This window comes from Pseudoduganella sp. RAF53_2 (genome assembly GCF_052113985.1).
GTDB lineage: Bacteria > Pseudomonadota > Gammaproteobacteria > Burkholderiales > Burkholderiaceae_D > Rugamonas.
Window position 1 is genome coordinate 1 of the sequence record NZ_JBFRDW010000317.1, and the last position, 6771, is coordinate 6771.

Below are 6771 nucleotides of genomic sequence, written 5' to 3' on the forward strand. Positions count from 1 at the left end.
GTGTTGTCGCTCAGGTAGCCGATGATGGGCTGCACCAGCAAGCCGGTGACCGGCGCGGCGAGCCAGAACAGCGGCAGGTCATCGGGGGAAGCGCCGAGGGTCGCGAAGATGCGGCTGGTGTTGGTGTTCTGCAGTGCGAAGCCGAACTGAATACCGAAAAAGCCGAAGCTCATGTTCCAGAGCTGCCAGAATGTCAGCCTGGGTTTCTTGATTGCGACTTGCATCAGCCTGTCCCCGATTGTTTTGAGTAAATTTGTAGCAAAATAACATGGCGATTTCGGGCTGTCAATTGAGAATTAGCCCTGAAATCGCCCTATTTGTAGTCAGATTACAAAATTACTGACAGTTTCGACTGCATCTGGCTACGTGCCGGAATGACCACTTCCAGCTTGCCCTCTTTCCACTTGAAGGACACCGCTTTGCCGTCCAGCGTCACGCTGCGTGGACGCGCCACGACGTTGTGCGCGGTAAGCGTGTAGCCGCGCTGCTGCGCCTGGGCCGCTTTGCCTACTTCGGTAGCGATGCCAATTTCGAAGCCCTTGGCGTCAGCCGTGCCGCTGAAGCGCACCAGCTCATATTTGCCCTGCTCGAAAGCGTTGGCGGTGGCGCCGTCATCGTCATACAGCTTGCCGGACGACTGCGCCGCGCCGGCGTCGTAGTAATAATGCAGGTCGATGTGCCTGGTGCTGTAGTCGCGCGTGGTCTGCACCACCGGCGCCAGCGGGATGAAGGCGCCGGCGCGCACGAAGGCCGGTATATGTTCCGCCACCGGCTTCACGGTTTCGGTGATGCCGCCGCGGTGGCGCTCGTCGCTGTAGAAATCGAACCACACGCTGCCCTTGTTCGGGAAGTAGACTTCCTTGCGGGTGGCGCCCGGCTCGGTCACCGGCGAGACGAGGAAATCGTGACCCCAGAAGTAAGTGGAAGACAGGCCCGCACCTTCCGCATCCTCAAACAGGATAGGACGCATCAGCGGAATGCCGGTCTGGCTGTTGTCGAAAGCAGCGGTGTAGTTATATGGCAGCATGGCGTAGCGCAGGCGGATTGCGTCACGCGCCAGCGCTTTGGTGCGCGGCTCGCGGAACACCGCTTCGGAAGGCACCTCTTCCTGCGCATGGGGACGGAACACCGGCTGGAATACGCCGTACTGTAGCCAGCGCACGTACAGTTCATCGTCCAGCACCGGATTGGCGAAGCCGCCCAGGTCGGAGTGCATATAGGCCATGCCCTGCATGCCCATCTGCAGCGCGATCTCCAATTGCGATTGCAGGCCACCCCAGCTGCGCGATACGTCGCCCGACCAAGGAATCATGCCGAAGCGCTGCGAGCCCGAATAGCCGGCACGCATCAGGATGAATGGGCGCTCCTGCGGGAACTCTTTGGCATAGCCTTCCGAAATCAAACGCGCCCAGTCGTGGCCGTAGATATTGTGGACCTGGTCGGCGGAACCGGTGGCGTGCTGCAGCGCGCTCGGATGCACCTCAGGTTCACCCAGATCGCCCCACCAGCCGGCGACGCCGTCGGCCTTCAGCTGCTTGTAGATATTCCAGAACCACTGGCGCCCTTCCGGTTTGTACAGGTCGATCAGGCCGGTGTGACCAAAGTAGAAGTCGTAGGTGTAAGGCGCGCCGTCACGCGTGGTGGCGAGCGCCTTGGCATCCACCGCCTGCTGCCAGCGGCTGGAGGTGGTCAGCACGAAGGGCTCGGTGATCACGACCGTCTTCACGCCTTTCTTCGCCAGGTCGGCCGTCATGCTGCGCGGCGTGGGGAAACTGTCCTTGTCCCAGGCCAGATTACCCATCGTGCCCTGCACCGTTTTGCCGAACCAGTACAGGTCCAGCACCACCGCGTCGACGGGGATTTTCTCTTCGATGAACTTGTCGATCACGGCGCGGGTTTCCGCTTCCGTGTGATAGCCGAAGCGGCTGGCGAAATTGCCGAAGGCCCAGCGCGGCGGCAAGGGCTGGTGGCCGGTCAGGCTGGTATAGCTGGCCAGGATGTCATCCCATTTGTCGCCCGCCACCACCTGGTAGGTCTTGCGGCCACCGATGGTTTCGTAGGCCAGCGTGCCGTTCTTTTTGCTGTCGAAGTCCAGGTAGCCGATCTGCGGGTTGTCGAAGTGGATGGCGTACTTCTTCGATGACAGCGCCAGCGGCATGGTGAAGTTCAGCAGCGTGGAGCGGTTGGCGTAGCCGTAGTCCGCCTTGTTATACAGCTGGAAGCGGTTGCCGCGGCGATTCATGCCGACCGCGCGGGCACCAGCGCCGTACAAGGCCTCATCATCGTCCAGCGCGAACTCGATGGTCTCGTTGCCGGCGCCATGGACGTAGCCGCGCTTCTCGGCCACCAGCGGCTTGCCCTTGTAGACATAGCTTATGCGGAAAGGCTGCTTCTCCACGTGCACGGTAATACCGGGCGTCGCGAAGTCCAGCGCCGCGCCACGATCGCTCAGTGTCGATGCAAGCGCCGAGGTGGCCGCCGGCGCGAGCACCACTGCGTGCGAGGACGCATCAAAGCGCTCGCCGTTCGGAATAAAGGTCGTCTCGACGATCGTCGCCGAGTAAGGCTTGATCAGGTATTTGCCGTCGCTAACGGTGATTTCAAGCGTGTTCTGATTCTGCGCAGCGGACACAAAATGGCGATCCGCATTCTGCGCCAACGCGGCCTGGGAGGCCAATGCCAGAAGGGTAAAGGTGAAATGTTTCATGGGCGTCAATGTTATATTAGCGTGCAGTTTCACACATGAGGAGATTGAATTGTTCAAAACTATGACCAAAAAACCGCTGGTGCTGGCTACTGCGCTCGCCTTGAGCGCTGGCCTGGCACACGCAGCTGAAGCCCCCAAGAAGGGCAAGGCGACGGCGGCCGATGCGCATAAATTCATCGCAGCGACCGAAGAAAAATTCGACAAACTGGGCGACGATGCCAACCGCGCTGACTGGGTTGCGGCCAACTTTATTACCGACGACACGGAAGCGCTGTCCGCCTACTTCGGCGAACTGGGTCTGGATGCAGCGGGCAAGGCTGCGCTGGAAGCACGCCGTTTCAATAGCCTGAAGCTGTCGGAAGACGATGCGCGCAAACTGAAGCTGCTGCAGCTCACGCTGATGCTGTCCGATCCAAAAGAGCGCGCCGCTTACGCTGCGAAGAAGGCTTCGCTGCAAGGCGCTTACGGTAAAGCCAAATACTGCCCGACCGACGGCCGTCCTTGCATGCCGCTGGGCGAGCTGGAAAAAGTGCTGGCCAACAGCCGCGATCCGAAGCAGCTGCTGGATGCATGGAACGGCTGGCACATGCAGTCGCCTGCTTACAAGAAGATGTACACCGAATACGTCGACCTGTCCAACAAGGGCGCGCGCGAAATGGGCTATGCCGACACCGGCGCCCTGTGGCGTTCGCAGTACGACATGACCCCGGAGCAGTTCTCGGCAGAGATGGAACGCCTGTGGCAGCAAGTGAAGCCGCTGTACGACTCGCTGCATGAATACGCGCGCTACAAGCTGCGCGAAACCTACGGTCCCGACGTGGYGCCGCTGACCGGCCCGATTCCGGCTCACTTGTTCGGCAATATGTGGACCCAGACCTGGGACAATATCTATCCAGTGCTGATGCCCGCAACAGGCGCCAGCAAGTTCGACCTGAGCAATGTGCTGGAAGGCCGCAAGACCACGGCCAAAGAGATGGTGCAGTACGGCGAGCGCTTCTACACCTCGCTCGGTCTGCAGAAGCTGCCGGACACCTTCTGGACCCGTTCCCTGCTGGTGAAACCGCAGGACCGTGAAGTGGTGTGTCACGCCTCCGCATGGCAGCTGGATGGCAAGGATGATGTGCGCATCAAGATGTGCATCCGTCCGACCGCCGAAGAGTTCACCACCATTCACCACGAACTGGGCCACATCTACTACGACCTGGCGTACAAGAACCAGTCCAACCTGTTCCGCAACGGCGCCAACGACGGCTTCCACGAAGCGATCGGCGACACCATTGCGCTGTCGATCACGCCTGACTATCTGAAGAAGGTCGGCCTGATGGACCAGGAACCGGATGCCAATGCCGATATGGGCGAGCTGCTGAAGCGCGCGCTGGCCAAGGTGGCCTTCCTGCCGTTCGGCTACTCGGTGGACAAATGGCGCTGGGATGTCTACTCCGGCAAGACCAAGCCGGCCGACTACGACAAACACTGGTGGGAACTGCGCGAGCAGTACATGGGGGTGAAGCGTCCGCTGCCACTGCAGGCTGACGGTTTCGATGCAGGCGCCAAGTACCACGTCGCTGCCGACGTGCCTTACGCGCGCTACTTCCTGGCTGACCTGCTGCAGTTCCAGTTCCATCGCGCGCTGTGCCGCGAGGCTGGCTACACGGGTCCTCTGCATAAGTGCTCCATCTACGGCAGCGAAAAGGCAGGCAAGAAACTGCAAGCCATGCTGACCATGGGCACCAGCAAGCCATGGCCGGAAGAACTGAAAGCCATCAGCGGTGAAGACAAGATCGACGGCAATGCGCTGATCGAATACTTCGCTCCGCTGAAGACCTGGCTGGACGAGCAAAACAAACAGCTGGCCGCCAAGGCCAAATAAAACCAACGGCATAAAACGGGTGGCTGCCACGACGTGGCAGCCACCTGCTTCACGCTGTAGGTTCAAAAAAAATCGGGGGCAGCGGCCCCCGATTTTCTTTTGTCCTGACAGATCAGAACTTGTAGTTCGCGCCGAACAGCACGGTGCGGCCATACTTCTGGTATTCCAGCTGCTGGTTCTTGTTGCCGTTGTAGGTTTCGTACGCTTCGTTGGTCAGGTTGTTCACCTGCAGCAGCAGGCCGATACCTTTCATCGGACCGCTTTCGAAGGTGTAGCCCAGCTGTGCATCGATCACGCGCTCGCCGACAACATAGCGCAGGGTACGTTCTGCGGCGAAGTTGCTGATCTCACCCACGAAGTCCGAACGCTGACGCTGGCTCACGCGAGCTTCGAAACCGTTCTTCTCGTAGTACACGGTGATGTTGCTGACGTTCTTCGACAGACCTGGCAGCGTGATGTTGGAACCGATATTGCTGCTTGGGTCCTGGATCGCGATGCTGCTCTTGTTGTACGAGTAGCTGCCGCTCACGCCGAAGCCGTCCAGCACTGGGGTCAGCATATTCAGCGGCAGGGAAGCCGTGAATTCCAGACCTTTCAGCTGGCCACCGTTGCCGTTGTATGGCGCGGAGTAGTTACCGATCGGGGTGATGGCATTGGTACCAGGGATCTGCGCCGAGAAGTCGTGCTGCATCGTCTGGGTGTAGATGTAGGTATCCAGGTGCTTGTAGAAGCCAGCCAGTGCCACATATGCCTTCTTGCCGAAGTACTTCTCATACGAGATGTCGAAGGCCTTGGCGCGCCATGGGTCCAGCTGCGCGTTGCCGCCGCTGCCGCTTGGCTTGAAGTCGTTGGTGCCGACGTTGAAGTCCAGTGCGGAACGCAGCTGGTCAACACGTGCACGGGCGATCTGTTTCGCAATCGCCAGACGCAGGGTCTGATCGTTCTCGAAGCCGAACGCCAGGTTCATGCTAGGCAGGAAGTCGTTGAAGCTCTTGCCATCGTGGATAGGCTTGACCTGGCTGCCCGGAGCGGCGGTGCCGTCCCAGTAGTTTGCTTCCGAGGACTGGTTGGTGTGCTGAACTTGCAGACCAACGTTACCACGCATGGTCACGGCGCCGAAGTCGTGCTCCAGATTAGCCTTGGCGTAGGTGGTGGTGATCTTCTCGTACACGTTCCACGCTTTGGCGATCAGGTAGCTCTGATCCGAGGTTGGAGCAAACACCATGTACTTGTTCACCACGGCAGGCACGTTCCACGCTGGGATCATGCCCAGGCCGGCGAAGCCCAGATCAACCTTCGAATATTCCAGGTCCGACGAGATGGTCGATGGATCTCCCTTCAGGTTGATATTGCCTTCAGGCTGGGTCTTCTTCTTCGAACGGTCGGAGTAGTGGATGCCGACGTCAAAGCTGGTGATCCAGTTTTCGATCGCGCCAGGCGCATCGATCTTGGCGGCCAGCTTGAAGCCATTCAGCTCGTCTTCCACGTGCGGCGTCTTGCCGTAGCCGGAACCGTAGATGGTGTTACGCACGTACAGGGTCGCCGGGTTGCTGTAATCGCGGCCCGGAGTCATGGTCGGGAAGCCGCCGCTGGTGAAGTGCAGGTTCACGGAATCCAGGAATGGATCACCGGCTGCGTTGCTGATCTGGGTATTGTTTTCCAGGCTCAGTTCATCCTTCTTGGCGGTCGAGTGGCTGATGTCGGTGATCAGGGTCACGCCGTTCAGACGCCATTCGTTGTTCCAGCCCACAGCGCGGATATCGTCGCGGCGCTTGTCGTACATGCCGCGGATCAGTGGGTACACGCCGGTCGCAGTGCCGCCACCCAGGGCGCCATTGTTCAGGGTCACGCCGGTAAAGTTCAGGCCTGGGGTGTAGCCGCCGTTGTAGCCGCCGATATGGGTTTCGAACTGGTTGGCGGTGTCTTCATGCTTGAACACGGACGCGTACACGTCGATCATGGACGTGAAGGTCTTGGTCGGACGGTACTGCAGTACGCCCATCACGCCATCGCGCTTATCGTAGCCGCTACGGCCCAGAGCTTTGATACCGTCGGTGATGTAGGTACCGGTTGGTACGCCTGGACGGTCTTCTTTTTTCCAAGGCTCATACACGCCGGTTTCATTGTCCAGCACTGGGGAATCCAGGTGAGCGAAGCCAATTGCCACGCCGACGGTGCGGTCCATGAACTGGTC

Annotated in this window: 3 protein-coding genes and 1 pseudogene; 1 reads left to right on the top strand and 3 read right to left on the bottom strand. The window is 59.7% G+C overall.

What is annotated here, in order from left to right; all coding sequences use genetic code 11:
• A pseudogene (locus tag AB4Z11_RS18650) lies at positions 1–224 on the bottom strand (MFS transporter); the annotation flags it as partial.
• A 104-nt stretch (positions 225–328) separates the two neighbouring features.
• Positions 329–2707 carry a TIM-barrel domain-containing protein gene (locus AB4Z11_RS18655; protein WP_442026801.1) on the bottom strand — a complete coding sequence of 793 codons (2379 nt, stop codon included), beginning with the start codon at positions 2705–2707 and terminating at the stop codon, positions 329–331.
• Positions 2708–2756: 49 nt separating this feature from the next.
• Between AB4Z11_RS18655 and AB4Z11_RS18660 the strand changes: the two genes are divergently transcribed.
• Positions 2757–4577 (top strand): M2 family metallopeptidase, encoded by a 1821-nt coding sequence (locus AB4Z11_RS18660; protein ID WP_442026802.1) that lies wholly within the window; start codon positions 2757–2759, stop codon positions 4575–4577.
• A 112-nt stretch (positions 4578–4689) separates the two neighbouring features.
• Here the strand turns inward: AB4Z11_RS18660 and AB4Z11_RS18665 are convergent.
• Positions 4690–6771, bottom strand: a 2082-nt coding sequence (locus AB4Z11_RS18665) for a TonB-dependent receptor (RefSeq protein ID WP_442026804.1), incomplete at its 5' end; no start/stop codon positions are given.